Source organism: Pseudomonas sp. 5P_3.1_Bac2, assembly GCF_025465995.1.
GTDB lineage: Bacteria > Pseudomonadota > Gammaproteobacteria > Pseudomonadales > Pseudomonadaceae > Aquipseudomonas.
Genome location: NZ_JANLNY010000006.1, coordinates 539,754 through 561,767, shown reverse-complemented (window position 1 = coordinate 561,767; position 22,014 = coordinate 539,754). Strand labels below are relative to the sequence as shown.

The following is a 22,014-nucleotide window of genomic DNA, read 5'->3' as shown; positions in this document are numbered from 1 at the left end:
CATAGTGTCCAGCGTTCACACCTTGCCGTCGCTTGCGCCTCCGGCGTTTAGGCGTCTGGCGAACCGGCTTGGGCGTCGCGCGCTAAAGCTCGCCGGCACCCTGCTGACCTTTGCCGGCACCCTGCTCGGCTTATTGTTCGTGACCTTTGCCATTGGCCGCCTGCTGCCCTCAGACCCCGTGCTGAGTGTGGTCGGTGACCGCGCCTCAGCCGAGCTGTACCAGAAAGTTTTCCTGCAGATGGGCCTCGACCGGCCGCTGCTGGAACAGTTTTGGCGTTACGTCAGCGACGTATTGGGCGGCAACTTTGGCACCTCACTGGTGACCAATAACCCGATTGCCAGCGACATCCTGCGCTTCTTTCCGGCCACCTTGGAGCTGGCCACTCTGGGCATGCTGTTTGGCCTGATTCTGGGTGTGCCGCTGGGCGCTCTGTGCGCCCAGCGTGAGGGCAGCTGGCTCGATCACCTGGGCCGTCTGCTATCGCTGCTCGGTCACTCGGTGCCGGTGTTCTGGCTCGGTTTGGTCGCCCTGCTGCTGTTCTATGCCAAGTTGGATTGGGTCGCAGGGCCGGGGCGCCTGGACGTCACCTACCAATACAGCATCGAGGAAGTGACTGGCCTGGTGTTGCTCGACTGCCTGCTGGCCGGCGACATGGCCGCCTTTGCCAACGCCGTGGCGCATATCGTGTTGCCCGCCACTCTCCTTGGGCTGGTGGCGCTGGGTTATATCGCGCGGATGACCCGCAGCTTTGTCCTTGCGCAATTGCAGCAGGACTACATCTTGGTCCTGCGCTTAAAAGGCTTCTCCCGCGCGCGGATTCTCTGGCGCTACGCCTTGCCCAACGCCGCCGGGCCGATCCTCGCGGTGTGCGTGATGACCTACGCCTATCTGCTCGAAGGCGCGGTGCTAACCGAGACGGTGTTCGCCTGGCCGGGCCTGGGCATGTTTATCACCGAATCCTTATTTTCCGCCGACATCCCCGCCGTCTTGGCCGCAACCTTGGTGGTCGGCGTGGTTTACCTGAGTTTTAACATGTGCGCCGACACCTTGCTGACGCGCCTCGACCCACGAGCGCGTGCCCTATGAGCCTACTCAGCCACACACAAAACTGGCTGACCAGCCACGAGCCGCAGCATCGCCTGCAAGCACAGCTCGGCAGCGCCTACCGTTTTGCTCGGCGCTATCTGGCCAGCCCCATGGGCGTTATGGGCCTGATTCTGGTCAGCATTCTGGCCTTGCTGGCCCTGCTCGCGCCTTGGTTGCCGCTGGCTGATCCACTGGCCCAGCAACTCAGCAGTCGCCTTAGCCCACCTTCGGCCAGTCACTGGTTTGGTAGCGACAGTTTTGGCCGCGATATTTTCTCGCGCAGCATTTGGGGAGCCCGCCCGACGTTGTTGGTGGTGCTCATCGCCCTGCTGATCAGCGCGCCCCTGGGCACTTTGATTGGCGCGGCGGCGGGGTTATTCGGCGGCTGGCTGGATCGCTTGCTGATGCGCGTCACCGATATTTTTATGGCCTTCCCCCGCCTGATTCTGGCCTTGGCCATCGCGGCGGCACTGGGCGCCGGGCTGTGGACTGCGGTGCTGGCCGTCAGCCTCACCGGCTGGACACCCTATGCGCGGATTGCCCGCAGTGAAGCGGCGGGGCTGCGCCATGCGGAATTTATCCTGGCCGCACGCACCCTCGGTGCCTCGCCCTGGCGTTTGCTGTGGCGGCATGCCGTGCCGCTGTGTTTGCCATCGATGGTGGTGCGCGCCGCGCTGGATGCACCGGGGATCATCCTGATCGTCGCAGGCTTGGGCTTTCTCGGCCTCGGCCTGCCGCCACCGCAAGCTGAATGGGGCGCCATGGTCGCCGACGGGCGGGCCATGGTGTTTGAAGCCTGGTGGGTGGCGACCTGTCCCGGCGTATTGATTCTATTGGCCGGCCTCGGTTTTAACCTGTGCGGCGACGCCCTGCGCGACTTGATCGGCGCAGCCAAACGCTAGGAGTGATGATGACGACCCATATCTCGGCCGCACTGCTTGAAGTCAAGGATCTGCGCGTGCAGTTTCCCGGCCCCAATGGCCCATGCCAAGCCGTGCGCGGCGTGAGCTTTAGCATGGGGCGCGAACGCCTGGCCGTGGTCGGCGAGTCTGGCTCGGGCAAGTCGGTGAGCCTGCGCGCCCTGCTTGGCTTGCTCCCCGAGCAAGCGCAAATCAGCGGCAGTGCTTGGTTTAACGGCGCGCCGCTGCTGGGTCTGGCAGAGCAACAACTAAGCAAACTGCGCGGCCGGCGGATCGGCATGATTGTGCAAGACCCGAAACAAGCGCTGAACCCGCAACAGCCGGTGCTGAAGCAGTTGGTGGAGATGCTGCGCTGGCACTGGCCCTTGTCACGCCGCCAAGCCGCAAGCCGCGCCCTGGAGCTGTTGGCCGAGGTGGATATTCGCGAGCCGCAACGCGTCGCGGCGCTGTATCCCCATCAACTCTCAGGCGGCATGGGCCAGCGGGTGATGATCGCCATGGTGCTGGCCGGCGAGCCGGATCTGTTGATTGCCGACGAAGCCACTTCGGCGCTGGACTGCATCGTGCGGCGGACCATTCTCGATCTGATCGACCGCCAGGTGCGCCAGCGCAATATGGGCTTGGTCTTGATCAGCCATGACCTCGATCTGGTCGCCCGCTTCGCTGACCGTGTGCTGGTGATGTACGCAGGTCGCGTGCTGGAAGAACTGCCCGGCGCCGCCGTGCACCAAGCGCAACATCCTTACAGCCAGGGCCTACTGGCCTGCCGACCGCACCTGGCCCGCGCCGGCCAAGCCTTGTCCACGTTAAGCCGAGATCCTGCATGGGCACTCTGACTCTGCCGCAGCTCATCCCCCCGGCGCTGCTGATCGAACAATTGCATATTCAGCACGGCCAGCATGCCGTGGTCAGTGATCTAGCTCTGCATCTGCCGCAAGGCGGCAGCCTCGGCATCGTCGGTGAGTCCGGCTGTGGCAAGAGCAGCCTGCTCAAAGCCGTGGCCGGGGTCGACAACCATTGGCAAGGCAGCATCCAGCTGCTCGGCAACCCCTTGCGCCAGCAACGCACTAAGGCGCAGCGGCGGCATTTGCAGATGGTCTTTCAGGACCCGTTAGCCTCGCTTAACCCAGCCCATACGGTGGATGAAATTCTCCGTGAGCCGCTGCAAATCCATGGTTTTGACCAGCAAGAAGCACGCATTTTAAAAGCCTTGGATAACGTCGCCCTGCCCCGTGCGCTGCGCTTTCGCTTCCCCAGCCAACTCTCCGGCGGGCAACGCCAGCGCATCGGCATCGCCCGCGCGCTGCTGGTGGAGCCGCAGGTGCTGTTATTGGATGAGCCAACCTCGGCGCTGGATGTCTCGGTGCAGGCCGAGGTCCTCAACCTGTTGCTGGAGCTGCGCCGTGAGCTAGGCCTGAGCTACTTGCTGGTCAGCCACGATTTAGCCGTGGTCGCCCACCTCTGTGAGCAGGTGGCGATCATGCAGCACGGCCGCTTTGTCGAGCTGAGCAGCCGTGAACAACTGGCCGCAGGCACGTTAATCCACCCTTACAGCCGCGAGCTGTTTAACGCCGCCGCCCTATAACCCCAACAACAACCCCAAGCCTCGCTACAGGATAGAAGCTGCGCGGGACTGCACGATCTGCCTCACTCGTTAGGAGCTCCTATGAAGCAACGCCCCGTAACGCTGGTAGCCAGCCTCAGTCTGCTGGCCGCTATCCTGACCGGCAACCTGTATGCCGCCACGCCTAAAGACACCGTGGTGATGGGCAAAGACATCACCAATATCCTCACCCTCGACCCGGCAGAAACCTTTGAGGTTACCGGGGGTGAGGTGATCAATAATCTCTATACCCGCCTCTTCACCTATAACCCGCAGGACTTCAGCAAGCTCGAAGGCGGCGTGGCCAGCGACTGGCAAGTGTCGGCTGACGGCAAGGTCTTCAGCATCGGTATCCGCCCGAACCTGCACTTCCAATCCGGCAACCCGGTGCGCGCCGAGGATGCCGCGTTCTCGCTGCAACGGGTGATCAAACTGGGCCTGACGCCGGCATTTATTCTCGATCAATACGGCTGGACCGCAGCCAACGTCGAGCAGAAAGTGCGGGTGGAAAATAACCGCTTGGTTCTTGAACTGAACAAAGCCTGGGCACCGACCCTGGTGCTCAATACCCTGACCTCCGGCGTGGCCTCGATTGTCGACGCCAAGCTGGTCAGCGAACACGCTCAGAATGGCGACTTCGGCCACGCCTGGCTAAAGACCCGCTCAGCCGGCTCCGGCGCCTTTAGCCTCAAGCAGTGGAAGGCTGGCGACGTGGTGGTGCTGGATTCCTTCGACGACTTTTATCGCGGCAAACCGCAGGTCAAACGGGTGATTTTGCGCCATGTGCCGGAGCCTTCGGCGCAGCGTCTGCTGCTGGAAAAAGGCGATATCGACATCGCCCGCGACCTGCGCCCCGAGCAAGTGCAGGCGCTCAAGAACAACCCCGAGATTAGCCTGCACGAAGAGAACAAAGTCTCCGAGCTGTACCTGGCGCTGAACCTGAGCAACCCGGTGCTGGCCAAGCCTAAGGTGCGTGAGGCGCTGCGCTGGCTGATCGACTACCAGAACATCAGCGAGCACCTGCTCTCCGGCCAGTGGTTCATCCATCAGACCTTCGTGCCCAAAGGCGTGTTTGGCTCTTTGGACGAAAACCCCTATAGCTTTAACCCGGAAAAAGCCCGGCAACTGCTGAAAGAGGCCGGCTATCCCGATGGCTTTAGCATCAGCCTCGACGCCGCCAACGTGTTCCCTTGGCTGCAAGCCTCGCAAGCGATACAGGAAACCTTCGGCAAGGCCGGGATCAAGGTCGACCTGCGGGTGATCGACGTTAACCAGGCCATGAACCGTTACCGCAGTCGCCAGTACGACACCATGTTCTTCTACTGGTCCCATGATTACAGCGACCCACACTCCTCGGCCGGCTTCCTGATCCCCAACCCAGATGACAGCGACAACTCGCCCATGAAGGCTGCCGCCTGGCGCACCCATTGGCAGTTTAGCCAGCCGGAGCTGGTCGATAAGGCTGCGCAGGAAAGCGACAGTGATAAGCGCATCGCCCTGTATCAGGACTTACAACGCCAAGTGCTGACGGACTCGCCCTATATCTTCCTGCTTCAGCAGAACGAGCAAACCGCCCTGCGCCACAACCTCAGCGGCTTTGTCTCGGGCCCGGCGTTCGACACCCCGGTGTATTCAGGCTTAGTGAAAAAATAAGCCTGCGCTAGAGAGCCCCCGCCATGACAAACAGCGGGGGCTTTTTTCACTCCACCGATACAAAATATATTTGCATATTAAGTTATGCACTATATGTCTTTTACGAATCTTTAAAGCCTCCCTAAACTCCCCTCAGGCAATCACGCTGGCCAGTTAACGGCCGCCGCATAGCCTGTCCCGCAACTGTTGTGCAAACACCTAAACAGTTCTGGGCGCAGCATCCAGCGATGTCAGCCATGCCACACCGGGCACGCGCAGCCGCACTAATAACTACAAAGCCAACCGACATTAAGATCACTGGAGTTTAAGCACGTGAATAGCCAATTGCGCCGAACACCCGTGCCCGACCTGATCCGCCTGAGCCTCAGCGCAGGCCTGGTTACCTTGAGCGCCCACAGCTTCGCCGACACCGACGGCCCGTCCGGTTACAGCGACAAACCGCTGGAAACTGTAGTGGTCACCGGCAACCGTGCCCGCGGTACACAGCGCACCATCACCGACAGCCCGGCACCGATTGACGTGATCAAAGGCGAAGAATTGCAACGGCAAACCAGCGCCGGCCTCACCGCCGCGCTGAACAGCCTACTGCCGTCGTTTAACCTGCCGGCGATTCCCGGCGGCGGCTCGTCGTCCATGGTGCGCCCCGCTGGCTTGCGCGGCCTCAATGCCGATCAGACCCTCGTGTTGGTAAACGGCAAGCGCCGTCACACCACGGCGCTGGTGAATATCTCCTCGTACATGAACAACGGCTCACAGCCGGCGGATCTGGACTTGATCCCGGTCAGCGCAGTCGACCATATCGAAGTCCTGCGCGACGGCGCCGCCGCCCAATACGGCTCCGATGCCATCGCCGGGGTGATCAACATCATCCTGAAAAACGCCGACCAAGGCGGCAACAGCACCACCACCTTGGGCCACAACTACGGCAGCGGCGGCGCCGTCACCACCCAGGCACTGAACTTAGGCACTGCCTTGCCCAACTCAGGCTTTATCAACTTCGCCCTTGATGTGCGCAGCCAGAACAAAGCCAACCGGGCCGACAAAGCCTTGGGCGACTTCTACAACCCATTGCCCGATGGCAGCCCTGACCCACGGGAAAGTACGGTAAGCCGTGATATTTCCTGGAGCTACGGCCAGCCGCGTTACGAGCTGTTGAACGCCTCGTACAACGCCGAACTGCCGCTGGACGATGTCACCTCGCTGTATTCGTTTTCCACCTTCAGTATTCGTAAGTCCGAGGCCGGCGCCTCCTATGTGCGGCCCAACAGCCTGAGCGGCAACAGCAGCCGCTACCCCGACGGCTACCTGCCGATCCGCGAAATCGAAGAGCACGACTGGCAGACCGCCGTCGGCGCCCGTGGCGAAATCAATGCCTGGGCCTGGGACTTGAGCAGCACCTACGGGCGTAACAAGGCTTGGCTGTCCAGTCGCAACGACTTCAACCCCTCGTTTGGCGATGCCAGCGGCACGAACTTTGACCAAGGCAGCCAAACCGCCGAGCAACTGACCAGCAACCTCGACTTCACCCGCTCCTTCGATATCGGCCTGGCCAAGCCGCTGGATGTGTCCTTTGGCGTGGAGCACCGCTACGAGAAATTCAGCATCGGCGCCGGTGATGAAGACTCCTACGCCAGCGGCGGTTATGTCATTCCTACCGGCCCTTACGCCGGCATTGCCCCGCCTGCCGGCTCCACCGCCAGCAGTGGCTTTCGCCCCGAGGAAGCCAACAGCGACAGCCGCAACAACTACGCCGGCTATCTCGATCTGGGCTTTAACCCCACGGCCAAGTGGTACGTCGGCGTGGCCGGGCGCTTGGAGCATTACGATGACGACGCCGGCGACTCGGCCAGCGGCAAGCTGTCGACCCGCTACGAGCTGACCCCGCAGTTTTCCCTGCGCGCCACCGTCAGTAACGGCTTCCGTGCGCCATCGATTGCCCAGTCGATCTATGCCTCGTCCTGGACTCGCACCTTGGTCACCGGCCCGGGCACCAGCACCTCCTATGACGTCAAGGTGCTGCCGGTAGACTCACCGGCCGCCAAAGCCCTTGGCGCCGAGGCGCTAAAGCCAGAGAAGTCGCTGAACTACAGCGTCGGTTTTACCTATGAGCCCCTCGCTAACCTGCGCCTGACCACCGATGCCTACCTGATCAAAATTACCGATCGCATCGTCGAGGCCAGCGTGCTGTCTGGGCCTGCGGTCAGCGACATCCTCGCCGCCAACGGCCTGCAATCGGATATCGCCGCGCAGTTCTACACCAACGCCATCGACACCCGCACCCATGGCGTCGACGTGGTGCTCGACTACCTGCAGAACTACGGCAAGTTCGGCTCGGTGAAATGGAGCGCAGGGCTGAACTGGAACAAGACCAAGGTCACCGATGTGAAAGACACCCCAGCGGCCTTGGCCGCCCTGGGCTCAAGCTACACGCTGTTTGACTATGAGGCGCAAAGTGATCTGAGCAAGGGCTCACCGACCAGCAAGTTTGTCCTGAGTGGTAACTGGCAAGTCGGCGACTTCACCGTCAACCTGCGCGGCACCCGCTATGGCGAATACTTCCAGGCCAGTGCTGGCGGGCGCGCCTATGACCGCACGTGGAGCCCGACCTGGATCACCGATCTGGATATCGACTACGCCATCACCAGCCAGCTCAAGGTGGCGATTGGCGCCAACAATCTCTTCGACAAATACCCCGACAAGATCGGCCCGATTACCGGCCAAGGCGTCAACGGTTACGGCCTGTATTCGCCCTATGGTTTGACCGGTGGCTACTACTACAGCCGCCTGTCACTGGATTTCTAACCCGCACCGCAACCACGCCCCGGCTGAACGGGGCGTCTTGGAGAACGCCCCATGTACCCACCCTTGGCGCTGTATATCGCAGGTGAATTTATCCACACAAACCGCCCCAGCCAGGCGGTGTTTAACCCAGCCGACGGCAGCCAGATTGGCCAACTGCCCCACGCCTTGCCCAGTGACCTGGAGCTGGCGTTAAGCAGTGCCGAACAAGCCTTTGCCAGCTGGCGCACCAGTGCGCCCACCGAGCGTTCGGCGGTGCTACGCCGTGCCGCGGCACTGGCTCGGGAACGGGCCGAGCAGATCGCCCATAACCTCACCCTCGATCAAGGCAAACCCTTGGCCGAAGCGCTGCGTGAAGTGCACAGCAGCGCCGAGCACTTGGAATGGCATGGCGAAGAAGCCCGGCGCATTTACGGCCGCATCATTCCCGCGCGCCAAGCCCATGTGCGCCAGAGCGTGACGCTTGAGCCAGTCGGCGTATGCGCCGCCTTCACGCCGTGGAACTACCCGCTGTCGCAGGCGGTGAAGAAAGTCGCCGCGGCGATTGGCGCCGGTTGCAGCATCATTCTCAAAGGCCCGGAACAATCGCCCAGTGCCGTGGTGGCCTTGGCCCAACTGCTGCACGACGCAGGGCTGCCGGCCGGGGTGCTGAACATCGTCTGGGGAGAACCGGCGCAGGTGTCCGAGCAACTGATTCGCTCGCCGATCGTGCGCAAAGTGTCCTTTACCGGCTCGGTTCCGGTGGGCAAACAGCTGGCGGCGCTGGCCGGCCAATACATGAAGCGCACCACCTTTGAGCTGGGCGGCCACTCGCCGGTACTGGTATTTAACGACGCCGATGTCGAGCAAGCGGCGCAACATCTGGCCCACTTTAAGGTGCTCAACGCTGGTCAGGTGTGCATCTCGCCGACGCGTTTTTTTATTCAGGAACAAGTCTACGAACGCTTCCTCGAACACTTCACCAAGACCCTCGCCAGCATCAAAGTCGGCAATGGCCTGGAGCCTGGCACGCAGATGGGCCCACTGGTCAGCGAGCGCCGCCTGCACACCAGCTTGCGCTTGATTGAAGACGCGCGCAGCAAAGGCGCGCAGATTGCCTTGGGCGGCGAGCAACTGGGCAGTGCCGGGCACTTCTTGGCGCCGACCGTACTGACTGAGGTGCCCGCCGATGCGGCCATCCTCCATGACGAGCCCTTCGCGCCCATTGCGCCGGTGCTGCGCTTTAGCGACCCGCAGGAAGCCATCCGCAGCGCCAACAGCCTGCCCTATGGCCTTGCGGCTTATGTCTTCACCAACTCGCTGCGCCAGGCCAACCAGGCTTCGGCGGCACTGGAGGCGGGCATGATCGGCATCAACCACTTCGGCATCGCCCTGCCGGAAACCCCGTTTGGCGGCATTAAAGACAGCGGCATCGGTAGCGAAGGCGGCAGCGAAACCTTTGACGGCTACTTGGTGCGCAAATACGTCTCGCAACTCTAATAACAACCCAAGCTGATCACAGCTAAGGACCCGCCATGAGCAAGACCCTTCACCTCGGCCTGTTTTTGATGGCCAACGGTCACCACTTTGGTGGCTGGCGCCATCCCCAGGCCGAGGTCACCCGCCACCTCGACTTGCAGGCCTACGCCGAGATCGCACGCAAGGCCGAGGCCGCCTGCCTGGACATGATCTTTATCGCCGATCGTCTGGCGGTGGACGACATCTATGCCGGCGACTTCCGCGAAGCGGTGCGCTACCGTCCTTCCACCTCGGCCGAGCCGATTACCCTGATCGCCGCACTCAGCGCCCTGACCCGCCATATCGGCCTGGCCGCCACCGCCTCGACCACCTACAACGAACCGTTCCATGTGGCGCGCATGTTTGCCAGCATCGACCATTTAAGCGGTGGCCGTATCGCCTGGAACGCGGTGACTTCGACCAGCGATGGCGAAGCGCATAACTTCAGCCGCAGCGAGCATCTGGAACGCACCAGCCGCTATCGCCGCGCCGGTGAGTTTATTCAGGTGGTCAAAGGTCTGTGGCGAAGCTGGGGCAAGGATGCGGTGCTGGCCGACAAACTCAGCGGTGAGTTCTATGACCCGCAGGCGGTGCATTACCTTGACCACCAGGGCGAATGGTTCCAGGTGCGCGGCCCGCTCAATGTGCCGAGTACGCCGCAAGGCCGGCCAGTGGTGATCCAGGCCGGGCAATCGGAAGACTTCCGCGACTTGGCCGCCAGCGAGGCGGATGTGATCTTCACTGTGCAGCCGACTCTGGCCGGCGCCAAAGACTTTTACGCCGACCTCAAAGCGCGGGCGCAACGCGCTGGGCGCGCCCCAGAATCCCTGAAAATCATGCCCGGGCTGGTGCCGCTGGTAGGCCGTAGCCAGGCCCAGGCCGAGGAACTGCAAGCGCAGCTCAAGGAACGCACCCACCCGCTGGCGGGCTTGACCTTTATGTCGGCGAGCATGAACTACGACCTGTCCCAGCACCCGCTGGATGAGCTGTTCCCGGATATCATCGACAAGCTCAAAGGCAGCCGTGGCCGCTTTGAGGTTGTCATTCGCGACGCCCGCGAGCGCGGCTTGAGCCTCGCCCAAGTGGCGCAAAACTACGCAGCCAACCGCTCACACAACCTCCTGGTCGGCACCGCTGAGCACATTGCCGACCATATGCAGCAGTGGCTGGAAGAAGGCGCCTGCGACGGCTTTAACCTGATGCCAGCCTATATGCCGGCAGGCCTCGATGACTTCCTCGAACGGGTGGTGCCGGAGTTGCAGCGCCGTGGTCTGTTCCGCAGCCAATACAGCGGCAGCACCTTGCGCGAGAATCTGGGTTTAGCCCTGCCGGCCTAAGCCACACACAATATGCAGGCTAAATAAAAAAACACCCCGCCAAGCGCAGCCTGGCGGGGTGTTTGTTCAGCGCAGCCGCTTAGCTGTTGCGACTCGTGTCTTCGCTCAACGACTTGCCGCCGTGGCCCAACTCACGCTGCAGGGTGTCTTCGTCCAGCGCCTTACACCATTTGGCCACCACCACAGTGGCCACGCCGTTGCCGACCAGGTTGGTCAGGGCACGGGCTTCGGACATAAAGCGGTCGATACCGAGGATCAGCGCCAAGCCGGCTACCGGCAGATGGCCGACTGCCGAAAGCGTCGCCGCCAGCACGATAAAGCCACTGCCCGTCACCCCCGCCGCACCTTTGGAGGCAATCAGCAGCACCAACAGCAAGGTGATCTGGTGGGTGATGTCCATGGTGGTATCGGTGGCTTGGGCGATAAACACCGCCGCCATGGTCAGGTAGATCGAGGTGCCGTCGAGGTTAAACGAGTAACCCGTGGGGATCACCAGACCGACTACCGACTTGTTGGCGCCGAGTTTTTCCAGCTTCTTCAGCATGCCTGGCAGAGCCGACTCGGAAGACGAAGTACCGAGTACGATCAGCAGCTCTTCACGGATATAACGGATAAAACGCAGGATGCTGAAGCCATGCATACGGGCGATGCTGCCCAGCACCAGCAGTACAAAGAGAATGCAGGTGATGTAGAAGCACAGCATCAACTGACCCAGTTGCACCAGCGAGCCCACGCCGTATTGGCCGATGGTGAAGGCCATGGCGCCGAAGGCACCCAACGGCGCCAGCTTCATGATGGTGTTGATGATGCCGAACATCACATGGGCGATGCGATCGATAAACTCCAGCACCGGCCGCCCGTAGTCACCCATGCGCTGCAAGGAGAAGGCAAACAGCACGGCAAAGAACAGCACCTGCAGAATGTCGCCGCTGGCAAAGGCGCCGATCACGGTATTGGGGATCACATTGAGCAAGAAGGCCACGGTGGATTGCTGCGCGCCGGCACTCACATAGGTGGCTACCGAGCTGCTGTCCAAAGTGCTGGGGTCGACATGCATGCCGGCGCCAGGCTGCACCACGTTGACCACCACCAGGCCGATCAGCAAGGCCAGGGTCGAGACGATCTCAAAGTACATCAGCGCGTAGCCGCCGGTTTTACCCACGGCTTTCATGTCCTGCATGCCGGCGATACCACTGACCACGGTACAGAAGATGATCGGCGCGATGACCATCTTGATCAGCTTGACGAAACCGTCGCCCAGAGGCTTAAGGGTGACTGCGGTTTCCGGGTAGAAGTGGCCGAGTAAAATGCCGATGGCAATGGCCGTCAGCACTTGTACATAAAGAATCTTGTAAAAGGGTTTGCGCGGAGTATCCAGCGGCGTGGCAGTCATGAATCATTCCTCAGCGTGGGTCGTAGGCATAGCCAATCGAGGCCGGCTACCTCCCTGTCTTGGGAGGCTATTGTTGTGCTTGCGCCAAGCGCAGCGTGGTAGCCCTATCGCAAGGCTTATGCCAACCCCTGAAAAACCAGACAAAGCCTTATATTTCATCGAGTTATAAACTTATAAGATGAATTTCGAGGGCATAGTTGGCGGATTCCCGCCTAAGGCATACCGGCCAAGTGGCGGGAATCCCACGCCGATTGCTGAACAAATCAGGCCGATGCCTTGTTGAGACCGCACCCCGCTGGCTAAGATCCAAGCGTCCGTGCCAGAGCCTTAACCATGCGTGAACGCACCATTGCCAGCCACTTTGTCCGCGCCGCCCTGCGCGGCGCCCTGCGCATGGGCCGCGACAGCAATACGCTATTGCGCCAAGTCGGCATTCAGCCGGCGCTGCTGGAGCAGAGCAAAGCGCGTATCGCCCCGGAGCAGTTCGCCCACTTGTTGCAGCTGATTTGGCAAAGTCTCGACGACGAATACCTGGGCTTTGGCCAGCAACGCAGTAAACGCGGCACTTTCGCCATGATGTGCCATGCCATCATCCATTGCCGCACTCTGGAGAAGGCCCTGGGCCGTGGTGCGCTGTTCTACGGTTTGTTCCCCGATGCCCCGACCATCAGCCTGCACCGCGAAGGTGATTGGGTGCGCTTGGCGGTGGACGACTCCAACCTGTGGGACCCGGATCACTTCCTCACCGAGAGCCTGCTGGTGATCTGGCATCGCCTCGCCAGTTGGCTGATCGGCCAACGTATCCGCTTGGAAGAAGCCACCTTTACCTACCAGCAGCCCGAGCACGCCAGCGAGTACGAGCTGCTGTTCCCCTGTAGCCGCCGCTTCGGTGCGGGGCGCACCAGCTTGCTGTTCCATGCGCGCTACCTGAGCATGCCGCTGTTGCAAGATGAACGCACCCTTAAGCACTTTCTTGAGCACTCACCGGCGGATCTGCTCGCGCGCCCCGATGGCGGCGATAGCCTGATCAGCCAGATCCGCCGCCTGCTCGGTCGCGATTGCCAGCATTGGCCAGACTTGGATGCGGTCGCCCGGCAGTTGCATATGAGCTCACAAACCCTGCGCCGGCATTTGCGTGAAGAGGGTTCCAGCTTTCAGGAACTCAAAGACCATCTGCGCCGCGACCTGGCGATCTACCTGCTGGGCCGCCATGAATTGCCTATTCAGGATATTGCCGAGCAACTGGGCTTCTCTGAGCCGTCGGCGTTTCATCGGGCGTTTAAGAAGTGGACCGGATTGACCCCCGGCGCTTACCGCGCGCAGGAAAGCTAAGCGCAGCTGACTGCTCGCCGGGCCCAGCCGCCGGCGCGGCCAGGCTCTTGTCAGGATGCCAACGGCTACTTCAGGTTAAAGCGCAGACGAAACAGTGCGCCGCCTAAGTCCGAGTCCTCGATGATCATCTCGCCGGCAAAGCTTTCGACGATATCCTGCACCACCGCCAGGCCGATGCCTTGACCAGGGAACTGGGTGTCCATGCGTTCGCCGCGCTGCACGATACGCGCGCGCTGCGCTACCGGTACGCCAGGGCCATCGTCCTCGATCAACAGCTCACAGTAACCCGGCAAGCTGCGCACACTCACCCGCACCTGGCTGACGCACAGGCGGTAGGCGTTTTCCAGCAAGTTACCGAGCAGTTCCAGTAAGGCGCCCTGCTCAATGGGCAGCAACTGCTCAACACTAAACTGGCGCTCTAAGGTGACGTGCTTGTCCCGGTAAACCTTAACCAACGCCGCGCCGAGGGTGTCGAGCAAGGGCGCTAAGCAGGTGCTGTGACGGATCAAACCACTTTTGCGCAGACTGGCCCGTTGCAGCTGATAGCCAATCTGCTGGCTCATGCGCTCGATTTGCGCCTGCAGGACCTGCGCCTGATCGCGCTGTTCGACCTGCTCGGCCATGCCCTCAGACACCCCTTGCAGCACCGCCAGCGGGGTTTTCAGGCTGTGGGCCAAATCATCCAACGAATGCCGATAACGCTCACGCTGCTGCCGTTCACTGAGCAGCAAACGGTTTAGCGAGCCCGTTAAGCGCAACATTTCCCGCGGGTGTTGATCGCTTAACTCAGCCCGAGTGCCCGCCTCCACCGCGTCCAGCTCGGCGCGCAGACCACGCAAGCTATGGAAGCCCCAGGTCAGACCGAACCACAGCAGCCCCAACAGCACCACCAAGGCACCGCCCAACCACAGATACAGTTGGTGCGCAAAGCCCGAATACATCAGCTGGAAGTCGGTGTCCGGCTGCATGGTGACTACGCTGTAGGCGGCGGTTTCACCACGCAGCAGGTCGATTTCCACGTCATAGACGAAGAATTGCTGGCCCTGAGCATCGCGGGCCTCGGTAAAGATATAGCCCTTGCCGTCATAGCTGGGCTGGTAACTTAAACCGCGCCCCTCGCTTGACCGCGACTGCCACACCAGCTTGCCCTGGCGGTCGTATATAAAACCGAGCAGCTTGGACTGCAGGCCGGAGAACTCTTCATCCGGCAGCTTATCCGGCATGCGCAGCTGGCCATGCTCGCTGCGCGCTGCCGAGACCAACGCCGCCGCATCGGCGGCTAGGCGCTGTTCAATGGATTGCTCCAAGGCGATGACAAAGGCGCCACGCAACACCGGCAACAACGCCAGCATAAATACCACGGCCAAAGCGCCGGCCCCCAGCATCAGGCGCAGGCGTAAGGAGCCTCCGGAGCGGGATAGCAAAGTCATCGACAACGCTCGGTGAACAGATAGCCCTGACCACGTACGGTGTCGATCAGCTTATTGCCCAAAGCCGCGTCCAGCTTGCGCCGCAAGCGGCCGACCAGCACCTCAATCACATTGGGATCACGATCTTCGTCATCGGGATACAGCTGTTCGATCAGGCGCTCTTTAGCCACCACCTGCTGCTGATGACGCATTAAGTATTCCAGAATGCGGTACTCAAATGCGGTCAGACCCAGACTGCTGCCGGCCACCGTAGCTTGTTTACGGTTGAGATCCAGCTGCAGTTCGCCCGCACTGATGGTGGCTTGTGTAAAGCCCGAAGCGCGACGCAACAAAGCGTTAAGCCGCGCCTCCAGCTCTTCAAATTGGAAAGGTTTGACCACGTAATCGTCAGCACCGGCAGTTAGGCCTTCGACCTTGTCCTGCCAATTGCCACGGGCGGTCAGAATCAAAATCGGAAAACTTTTGTCTCGGCTGCGCAGTTGCCGGATCAGATCCAGCCCACCCATGCCCGGCAAGCCCAGATCGATGATCGCCAGATCGTGGTTGTACTCTTCGCTACGGTACAACGCTTCTTCAGAATCACCCACCGCATCGACCACATGACCCTGCTCGGCTAAGCGGGTGTAGAGGTGATGACGCAGCAGGGCCTCGTCTTCTACAACCAGTAATTTCATGCCACAACTCCTACGGGTAATGGCCGGGCCTGAGGCCCGACCAGCTGTTTGGGTTGTCGGTTAGAACTGCCAGTTCGTGCCAAGGTACAGCTCTCCACTGCTGTGCAGATCGAGGGAGCCGGCTTTACCCTGGCCATGGGGTGCCATCTCGGTGCCGGCATTGGTACGCAGGTAACGGTAGCCAGTTTCGATCGAGGCATTGCGGGTGATCGGCTGCAGCAGGCCAGTCTGCAAACCAATGGCGTAACCAACGTCGCTGTCACGTTTCATGCCACGGCTGTCTTGATCCAACTTAACCAAACCCGCGGTGCCACCGCCAAACAACTTAGTGCCGTAGCTGCCCACTGGCAGATAAAGATCGTAGCTGCCCAACAGGTTTTGCTGACGCAGTTTGTAGCCCTTGTTGGTGTCCGAGGTGTACTCGTAGGTCATGTAGTAACGACCCATGTCGTTGCTCTGACCAGCGCGAATGCCCCAAGTGCCGCTGTCGTCGATAACCTTATCGAGGTTGGGGTGGTTAAGGTTTTGGTTCAGCGACTTAGACTTCTGGATGTTGTTGCTGGTTGTGCCGTAGGTGGTACCGACAAAGGTGTCGGAGGCATTAGCGGTTACGGCGACAAAAGCCAGGGAAGTTGCAATCGCGAGTTTGTTCAGAGTCAGTTTCATGGTGTGTTCCTCAGTAGGGGTTGCTTCGTTTAACTCTGGGGCTAGATTGCACGCCAGAGCCTGAACCACCCCTGAACTCTCACTGAACCTTCACTGAACAAAATCACGCTTAAACTTTGCGCACCACCCAAGCAGCCAACACAAACACCAAAGCCAATGCCGCCAGCATCGGTAACCAGCCGGCGTGCTGCCACAGATAGCCCGCGCCATAGCCAATGGCGCTGGAGCCCAAATAATAACTGCACAGATACAGCGCCGAGGCCTGCGCCTTAGCGCCATGGGCACGCTGGCCGACTTGCCCGCTGGCCACTGCGTGAGCCGCAAAAAAGCCCAAGGTAAACAGCCCCAAACCCAGCACCACCAAAACCAACCAAGGCCCCGCGCACAGGGCCACGCCGATCAGCATCAGGCCAATGCCGCCGAGCATCACCCGCCGTGGTCCCAAGCGCGGAACCAAGCGCCCTGCCCAGCCGGCGCTGAAGATACCGACCAAATAAACGGTAAACAGCATCCCGATCACGGTCGAGGACAGGTTGAACGGCGCCCCGGCCAGGCGGAAGCCCACATAGTTGAATAGCGCGACAAAGCCACCCATCAACAAGAACGCCAGCAGGAACAGGCGTTGCAACTGTGCGTTACGTAAATGCAGGGCGAAGTTGCCAAGCAAGCCGCGCAGCGATAACGACTGCGCGGTGAAATGCCGCGAGGCGGGCAACAACCAGACAAACAGGCCCATGGCAAGCAAGCCCAACAGCGCGATACCGCCCAAGGCCAACTGCCAGCCACCGATATCACTGAGCAAACCGGCCAGTAAGCGCCCAAGCAGGCCACCCAAAGCCGTGCCACCGATATACAGGCCCATGGCCGCCGGCAGCGATTGGGGATCGAACTCCTCCCCCACATACGCCATGGCCAGCGCCGGCAAACCGCTCAAGGCCAAACCCAGCAAGGCACGCAGCCACAGCAGATGACTCCAGCTATCGACAAAGGCGCAGGCGATCCCCAGCAGCGAGGCCAGCCCCAGAGCCGCCGCCATAACCGGCTTGCGCCCCCAGCTTTCGGCCAGAGCGCCGGAAATCAACAAAAACAGGGCCAGGCTTAAGGTGGTGAAAGACAACGCCAAGCTGCTGACAGCGGCGGAGACATGAAAATGCCCGGCCAATAACGGCAGCAACGGCTGCACGCAATAGAGCAAGGCAAAGGTGGCAAATCCGGCACAGAACAGAGCCAGGGTGGCACGCCGGTAGGCCGCGCTGCCCTGGATCAGGTGGGTGGTTTCTATGGACATCGGAATCTCGCAAGCAGCTCTAGAACGCCAGTGGGCAAAGATTAGCATGCTAAGCACATTCCGTAGACAGGCCTAAGCACTGGTTGGCGCTGCCGGGGCAAGGCAAACTAGCGGCCATGACTACCCCCTACTACCTCCCCGCTTGCTGTACTGCCCTTAACGACCACTGGCCACTGCCTGTGGCGGTGCCCGGAGTGCGCCTGCTGAGCACGCGCTTCGACCCCAGTCAGCTGCAGGCGGATGACTTCAATCGCTGCGCCATTGAGCCGATTAAGGCCGTGGCCAAACGCCAGGCCGAATACCTGGCCGGCCGTTTGTGCGCCCGCGAAGCGCTGCGCCGCGTTACCGGCCAAGGCCACGTGCCGGCCAGTGGGGCCGACCGCGCGCCGCAGTGGCCCGCAGGCACTTGCGGCTCGATCAGCCACAGCACTGGCTGGGCTGGCGCGGTGGTCGGCTTAAGCCGTCAATGGCAAAGTTTAGGCTTGGATATCGAGCAACTGATCCCCGCAGAACGCGCCCAGCGCCTGGCCGGCGAGATCCTCACCGCGGCGGAGCTGGAGCGCCTGCAAGGCTTATCCGAAAGCGCGCAAGCACAGCTGATCACCCTGACTTTTTCCCTGAAAGAAAGCCTGTTTAAGGCGCTCTACCCGCTCACGCTCAAGCGCTTCTACTTCCACGACGCCGAACTGCTGACAGTCGATGCGCAGCAGGGACAACTGCGCCTGTTGCTCGATCTGAGTCCTGAGTGGCAGGCCGGCGCGTTGCTGAACGGGCAATTCACTGAGTTCGAGGGCTATCTCTTGAGCCTGATAAGCATTGAGCAAAGCGCCAAAAAATAAGGCAAATCCGCTAAACTGCCGGCATTGCTGCCTGGAGTGAGTTATGCGTGCAGATTTAAACAACGGCCTGATCGATTTCCTGAAAAGCTCACCAACCCCTTTCCATGCCACCGCCAGCTTGGCGATGCACCTCGAAGCGGCGGGTTTTCAACATTTAGATGAGCGCAGCAGCTGGTACACCGAAGCCGGTGGCCGCTATTACGTGACCCGCAACGACTCCTCGATTATTGCTTTCAAGTTGGGCAAACGCCCGCTGGTAGAAAGCGGCATCCGTCTGGTCGGTGCCCATACCGATAGCCCCTGCCTGCGCGTTAAGCCGCAGCCGGAGCTGCAACGCCAAGGGTTCTTCCAACTGGGCGTCGAGGTGTATGGCGGCGCACTGTTGGCGCCGTGGTTTGACCGCGACCTGTCGCTGGCCGGACGCGTCACCTACCGCCGCGACGGCAAGGTCGAGAGCCAACTGATCGACTTCCAGACGCCGATTGCGGTGATTCCCAACCTGGCCATCCACTTGAATCGCGAAGCCAACCAAGGCTGGGCGATCAATGCCCAAAATGAGTTGCCGCCGATTCTGGCCCAACTGGCCGGCAGCGAGGCTCCGGATTTCCGCGCCCTGCTCACCAACCAGCTGGCCCTGCAGCACGACTTCAGCGCCGATGCGGTGCTCGACTACGAACTGAGTTTCTACGACACACAGGGCGCAGCGGTGATCGGCCTCAACGCCGACTTTATCGCCGGCGCGCGCCTGGACAACCTGCTGTCGTGCTATGCCGGCCTGCGTGCCCTGCTCGCCTCGTCGGATGACGAAACCTGTCTGCTGGTCTGCACTGACCACGAAGAAGTCGGCTCTTGCTCGGCCTGTGGCGCCGACGGCCCGATGCTTGAGCAAGTGCTACGGCGCCTGCTGCCGGACGGTGAAGAGTTCGTCCGCTGCATCCAGCGCTCCTTGCTGGTCTCGGCCGACAACGCCCATGGCGTGCACCCTAACTACGCCGACAAGCATGATCAAAACCATGGGCCTAAGCTCAACGCCGGCCCGGTGATCAAGATCAACAGCAACCAGCGTTACGCCACCAACAGCGAAACCGCCGGTTTCTTCCGCCACCTGTGCCTGGAAAACGAAGTGCCGGTGCAGAGTTTCGTGACCCGCAGCGACATGGGTTGCGGCTCGACCATCGGCCCGATCACTGCCAGTCAGATCGGCGTGCGCACCGTCGATATCGGCCTGCCGACTTTCGCCATGCACTCGATCCGCGAATTGGCCGGCAGCCACGACCTTGCTCATTTGGTCAAAGTGCTCAGCGCCTTCTACGCCAGCCCTGAGCTGCCGTAAGCGACAACGCCACTCACCAGGGCAGCCTCGGCTGCCCTTTTTTCTGCCCGGCGCAGGCGCTTATTGCGGCACCTCGACGCTGACATGCAGCGCATCGTGGCGCCAATACTCCAGATCGCAGTCGATCAGCCGCGCATGCTGGTCGCGGTTGATCCGCACAATCCTAAGGGCCGGGCTGCCAGGCGCCACCCGCAACGCCGCTGCAGCCTCCACATGCAAGGCGGTGGGCACCATATCGAAGCGCACCGCACCGTAATAGATGCCGTACTCACTGGCATACAGCTCAGTCAGCGAGCGGGTTAAATCGAATTCAAGGATGTTGGCGAAGTAGCGCGGGTTGAGGTAGTGCTCGACATACAGCACCAGCCGCCCATCGACACGGCGCGCGCGGCGGATCTGATACACGCTGGACAGCGCCGGCAACTCCAGCAGCTGGCAGATCTGCGCAGTGGCCGGAATCAGCTTAGCGCTGAGCACCTGCGTCGCCGGCAGCCGCCCTTGCTGCGCGACCATGGCGTGGAAGTGGCTGCGTACCAGCGGGTTGTACGCCAGGCGCGGCGGCGAAACAAACCAACCCCGCCGCTCCTCGCGATAGATCAAACCCTGAGCTTCTAACTGGCCGAGGGCTTCACGCAAGGTGATGCGCGTGGTGGCAAACAGTTCGCTGAGTTTGCGCTCGGCGGGCAACTGGCAGCCGGCACTGAGCAAGCCGTGTTCAATCTGCTCGGTTAACGCGCGGCTAATGGCGGTAACCGCCCGTGGTAACACCTCGCCCATGGCACCCCCAAATCTGGCCTAGTCCAGCCCCAAATCAGGGCGTTTTCCGCCCCGACTCTGGCTGCAGTTCTAGCTGCGAGATTAAGCACGCTTGATGACTGGTCTGTGACAGAGCGGATCTGCGCCGCTCAACAGCGGGCTTACCAGCAATATTTCGGCCATAAATCCTTGAGCTAGGCTGCTTGCTTAGGCGTTTGTCCACGGGCAGACGCAGGGAATGGGAAGTGCGTACACGAAATCGTCACAAACCCTGCCTAGATTGGCGCAAGTATTGCTGATCTAGACCAACACGTTTTTCTCACCAAGGAGTCACCAATGAAAAAAATACTAATGGCTTCACTGATGGGTTCGGCGATTGCCCTGGCCACTTCGGCCATGGCAGCAGACGCTGACTTGCAGGCCTTGGAAGCAGCGGCACGTAAAGAAGGTGCGGTAAACAGCGTGGGCATGCCCGATAGCTGGGCCAACTGGAAAGACACCTGGATCGATCTGGGCAAGCTGTACGGCCTCAAACACAGCGACACCGACATGAGTTCGGCGCAGGAAATCGCCAAATTCGCCGCTGAGAAAGACAACGCCACCGCCGATATTGGCGACGTCGGTGCAGCCTTCGGCCCCATCGCGGTGCAACAAGGTGTTACCCAAGCCTACAAACCCAGCACCTGGGCACAAGTACCGGATTGGGCCAAGGACAGCGACGGCCATTGGCTGCTGGCTTACACCGGCTCCATCGCCTTTATCGTCAACAAGCAACTGGTCAAAGACATCCCCCGCTCCTGGGCCGACCTGAAAACCGGCAAGTACAAAGTCGCTGCCGGTGACGTCAGCACCGCGGCCCAAGCGGTCAACGGCGTCCTGGCCGCCGCCATTGCCATGGGCGGCAACGAGAGCAATATCCAACCGGCCCTGGATTTCTACGCCGAGCTGGCCAAACAAGGGCGTCTGTCGCTGGCCAACCCGACCATCCAAACCTTGGAGAAAGGTGAGGTGGAAGTCGGCGTGGTGTGGGACTTCAACGGCCTGTCGTACCGCGATCAGATCGACCCTAGCCGCTTTGAAGTGCTGATCCCCTCCGACGGTTCGGTGATCTCCGGCTACACCACCATCATCAACAAATACGCCAAGCACCCTAACGCGGCCAAGCTGGCCCGCGAGTACATCCTGAGCGATGCCGGGCAAATCAACCTGGCCAAAGGCAACGCCCGGCCGATCCGCGCCGAGCACCTGAGCCTGCCGCCGGAAGTCCAGGCCAAGCTGCTGCCACAAGAGCAATACGCCAAGGTCCAGCCGATTAAAGATGCCGCGGCTTGGGAGGCCACTTCCAAAGCCCTGCCTCGTCTGTGGCAAGAAAACGTCATCCTCAACATGAACTAAGCACTGCCGGCC

At 61.1% G+C, this 22,014-nt stretch carries 18 protein-coding genes; 12 read left to right on the top strand and 6 right to left on the bottom strand.

Annotation, left to right across the window (positions count from 1 at the left end):
- The first annotated feature begins 4 nt into the window (after positions 1-4).
- The 8 genes from NTD81_RS06930 (at position 5) to NTD81_RS06895 (ending at position 10,896) form a co-directional block, all read left to right on the top strand.
- Positions 5-1,087, top strand: a complete 1,083-nt coding sequence (locus tag NTD81_RS06930; RefSeq protein WP_262180869.1) for an ABC transporter permease — start codon at positions 5-7, stop codon at positions 1,085-1,087.
- Positions 1,084-1,989: an ABC transporter permease gene (locus tag NTD81_RS06925; protein ID WP_262180867.1), complete on the top strand. Its 906-nt coding sequence runs from the start codon at positions 1,084-1,086 to the stop codon at positions 1,987-1,989. The genes NTD81_RS06930 and NTD81_RS06925 overlap by 4 nt, the downstream gene beginning before the upstream one ends.
- A 20-nt stretch (positions 1,990-2,009) precedes the next feature.
- Positions 2,010-2,843, top strand: coding sequence for an ABC transporter ATP-binding protein (locus NTD81_RS06920; protein ID WP_410017134.1), 834 nt, complete (start codon positions 2,010-2,012; stop codon positions 2,841-2,843).
- The gene (locus NTD81_RS06915; protein ID WP_262180863.1) at positions 2,831-3,592 is read left to right on the top strand and encodes an ABC transporter ATP-binding protein; all 762 of its coding nucleotides are present in this window, start codon (positions 2,831-2,833) and stop codon (positions 3,590-3,592) included. Before NTD81_RS06920 ends, NTD81_RS06915 begins: the two co-directional genes overlap by 13 nt.
- An 81-nt stretch (positions 3,593-3,673) precedes the next feature.
- On the top strand, positions 3,674-5,263 hold the full coding sequence (locus tag NTD81_RS06910; protein ID WP_262180860.1) for an ABC transporter substrate-binding protein: 1,590 nt from the start codon (positions 3,674-3,676) through the stop codon (positions 5,261-5,263).
- 312 nt (positions 5,264-5,575) lie between these two features.
- Positions 5,576-8,065 (top strand): TonB-dependent receptor plug domain-containing protein, encoded by a 2,490-nt coding sequence (locus NTD81_RS06905; protein WP_262180858.1) that lies wholly within the window; start codon positions 5,576-5,578, stop codon positions 8,063-8,065.
- A gap of 51 nt (positions 8,066-8,116) precedes the next feature.
- Positions 8,117-9,541, top strand: coding sequence for an NAD-dependent succinate-semialdehyde dehydrogenase (locus NTD81_RS06900; RefSeq protein WP_262180855.1), 1,425 nt, complete (start codon positions 8,117-8,119; stop codon positions 9,539-9,541).
- Between the two features lie 35 nt (positions 9,542-9,576).
- Complete coding sequence (locus tag NTD81_RS06895) at positions 9,577-10,896, top strand: LLM class flavin-dependent oxidoreductase (protein WP_262180853.1); 1,320 nt, start codon at positions 9,577-9,579, stop codon at positions 10,894-10,896.
- A gap of 79 nt (positions 10,897-10,975) precedes the next feature.
- Here NTD81_RS06895 and NTD81_RS06890 read toward each other — a convergent pair whose 3' ends face one another.
- Complete coding sequence (locus NTD81_RS06890) at positions 10,976-12,289, bottom strand: dicarboxylate/amino acid:cation symporter (protein ID WP_262180851.1); 1,314 nt, start codon at positions 12,287-12,289, stop codon at positions 10,976-10,978.
- 333 nt (positions 12,290-12,622) lie between these two features.
- Between NTD81_RS06890 and NTD81_RS06885 the strand changes: the two genes are divergently transcribed.
- The gene (locus NTD81_RS06885) at positions 12,623-13,621 is read left to right on the top strand and encodes an AraC family transcriptional regulator (RefSeq protein WP_262180848.1); all 999 of its coding nucleotides are present in this window, start codon (positions 12,623-12,625) and stop codon (positions 13,619-13,621) included.
- A 65-nt stretch (positions 13,622-13,686) separates the two neighbouring features.
- Here NTD81_RS06885 and NTD81_RS06880 read toward each other — a convergent pair whose 3' ends face one another.
- The 4 genes from NTD81_RS06880 to NTD81_RS06865 form a co-directional block, all read right to left on the bottom strand.
- Positions 13,687-15,051: an ATP-binding protein gene (locus NTD81_RS06880; RefSeq protein WP_262180846.1), complete on the bottom strand. Its 1,365-nt coding sequence runs from the start codon at positions 15,049-15,051 to the stop codon at positions 13,687-13,689.
- Entirely contained in the window at positions 15,048-15,725 is a 678-nt protein-coding gene (locus tag NTD81_RS06875; protein ID WP_262180844.1) for a response regulator, read from the bottom strand. The genes NTD81_RS06880 and NTD81_RS06875 overlap by 4 nt, the downstream gene beginning before the upstream one ends.
- 60 nt (positions 15,726-15,785) lie before the next feature.
- Positions 15,786-16,391 carry a hypothetical protein gene (locus NTD81_RS06870; RefSeq protein WP_262180841.1) on the bottom strand — a complete coding sequence of 202 codons (606 nt, stop codon included), beginning with the start codon at positions 16,389-16,391 and terminating at the stop codon, positions 15,786-15,788.
- A 109-nt stretch (positions 16,392-16,500) separates the two neighbouring features.
- Positions 16,501-17,679, bottom strand: a complete 1,179-nt coding sequence (locus tag NTD81_RS06865) for an MFS transporter (RefSeq protein ID WP_262180839.1) — start codon at positions 17,677-17,679, stop codon at positions 16,501-16,503.
- A 116-nt stretch (positions 17,680-17,795) separates the two neighbouring features.
- On the opposite strand from NTD81_RS06865, the gene NTD81_RS06860 reads away from it, so the two are divergent.
- Positions 17,796-18,518, top strand: coding sequence for a 4'-phosphopantetheinyl transferase (locus NTD81_RS06860; protein ID WP_262180836.1), 723 nt, complete (start codon positions 17,796-17,798; stop codon positions 18,516-18,518).
- Positions 18,519-18,561: 43 nt separating this feature from the next.
- Positions 18,562-19,851 (top strand): M18 family aminopeptidase, encoded by a 1,290-nt coding sequence (locus NTD81_RS06855; protein WP_262180835.1) that lies wholly within the window; start codon positions 18,562-18,564, stop codon positions 19,849-19,851.
- 60 nt (positions 19,852-19,911) lie between these two features.
- Here the strand turns inward: NTD81_RS06855 and NTD81_RS06850 are convergent, their stop codons facing one another.
- Positions 19,912-20,628 (bottom strand): UTRA domain-containing protein, encoded by a 717-nt coding sequence (locus NTD81_RS06850; protein ID WP_262180833.1) that lies wholly within the window; start codon positions 20,626-20,628, stop codon positions 19,912-19,914.
- Positions 20,629-20,943: 315 nt separating this feature from the next.
- Between NTD81_RS06850 and NTD81_RS06845 the strand changes: the two genes are divergently transcribed.
- Positions 20,944-22,002, top strand: coding sequence for an ABC transporter substrate-binding protein (locus tag NTD81_RS06845; RefSeq protein ID WP_262180831.1), 1,059 nt, complete (start codon positions 20,944-20,946; stop codon positions 22,000-22,002).
- Positions 22,003-22,014 lie beyond the last annotated feature (12 nt).

Excerpts from the sequence above, each read along its gene's own strand:
- NTD81_RS06925 (WP_262180867.1), top strand. The coding sequence starts at position 1,084 with ATGAGCCTACTCAGCCACACACAAAACTGGCTGACCAGCCACGAGCCG.
- NTD81_RS06915 (WP_262180863.1), top strand. The coding sequence starts at position 2,831 with ATGGGCACTCTGACTCTGCCGCAGCTCATCCCCCCGGCGCTGCTGATC.
- NTD81_RS06910 (WP_262180860.1), top strand. The coding sequence starts at position 3,674 with ATGAAGCAACGCCCCGTAACGCTGGTAGCCAGCCTCAGTCTGCTGGCC.
- NTD81_RS06900 (WP_262180855.1), top strand. The coding sequence starts at position 8,117 with ATGTACCCACCCTTGGCGCTGTATATCGCAGGTGAATTTATCCACACA.
- NTD81_RS06895 (WP_262180853.1), top strand. The coding sequence starts at position 9,577 with ATGAGCAAGACCCTTCACCTCGGCCTGTTTTTGATGGCCAACGGTCAC.
- NTD81_RS06890 (WP_262180851.1), bottom strand. The coding sequence starts at position 12,289 with ATGACTGCCACGCCGCTGGATACTCCGCGCAAACCCTTTTACAAGATT.
- NTD81_RS06885 (WP_262180848.1), top strand. The coding sequence starts at position 12,623 with ATGCGTGAACGCACCATTGCCAGCCACTTTGTCCGCGCCGCCCTGCGC.
- NTD81_RS06880 (WP_262180846.1), bottom strand. The coding sequence starts at position 15,051 with ATGACTTTGCTATCCCGCTCCGGAGGCTCCTTACGCCTGCGCCTGATG.
- NTD81_RS06875 (WP_262180844.1), bottom strand. The coding sequence starts at position 15,725 with ATGAAATTACTGGTTGTAGAAGACGAGGCCCTGCTGCGTCATCACCTC.
- NTD81_RS06870 (WP_262180841.1), bottom strand. The coding sequence starts at position 16,391 with ATGAAACTGACTCTGAACAAACTCGCGATTGCAACTTCCCTGGCTTTT.
- NTD81_RS06865 (WP_262180839.1), bottom strand. The coding sequence starts at position 17,679 with ATGTCCATAGAAACCACCCACCTGATCCAGGGCAGCGCGGCCTACCGG.
- NTD81_RS06860 (WP_262180836.1), top strand. The coding sequence starts at position 17,796 with ATGACTACCCCCTACTACCTCCCCGCTTGCTGTACTGCCCTTAACGAC.
- NTD81_RS06855 (WP_262180835.1), top strand. The coding sequence starts at position 18,562 with ATGCGTGCAGATTTAAACAACGGCCTGATCGATTTCCTGAAAAGCTCA.
- NTD81_RS06850 (WP_262180833.1), bottom strand. The coding sequence starts at position 20,628 with ATGGGCGAGGTGTTACCACGGGCGGTTACCGCCATTAGCCGCGCGTTA.
- NTD81_RS06845 (WP_262180831.1), top strand. The coding sequence starts at position 20,944 with ATGAAAAAAATACTAATGGCTTCACTGATGGGTTCGGCGATTGCCCTG.